Origin of the sequence: Micromonospora sp. DT63 (assembly GCF_049841615.1) — a bacterium.
Classification (GTDB): Bacteria; Actinomycetota; Actinomycetes; order Mycobacteriales; family Micromonosporaceae; genus Micromonospora.
Genome location: NZ_JBNCKQ010000024.1, coordinates 1 through 402, shown reverse-complemented (window position 1 = coordinate 402; position 402 = coordinate 1). Strand labels below are relative to the sequence as shown.

The window sequence follows — 402 nt, the reverse complement described above, 5'->3', positions numbered from 1 at the left end:
AAGACCGCCCTGACCGCTGCCGGCCTCGCCTTCACCGGCGGCGCCATCGCCGGCCCCGTCACCACCGCCTACGCCGCCACCTCGGCCAAGCCCGTGTCGCAGACCCAGACCGACCGCAAGCCCTCGGGCGAGCGTCAGCTCGGCGTGCGCTACGAAGCCCAGCCGAACTTCTACTACTGCGGCCCCGCCGCCGCCCGCAACGCCCTGAGCGTGCAGGGCAAGGACATCAGCGTCGACGCCATGGCCAAGGAAATGGGCACCACCGAAGCCGGCACCAACAGCATCAACGACATCACCCCCGTCCTGAACAAGGAAACCGGCAAGAACGACGCCTACCACAGCGTCGAGATCAGCAAGCCCGACGCCGACGCCAAGCAGACCGACCAACTGCGCGCCGACATC

Annotated in this window: 1 protein-coding gene; it reads left to right on the top strand. The window is 68.7% G+C overall.

Annotation, left to right across the window (positions count from 1 at the left end; translation table 11 throughout):
* Positions 1 to 402: C39 family peptidase (locus ACLQ27_RS32160; protein ID WP_425870263.1), on the top strand; the 402-nt coding region annotated here is incomplete at both ends.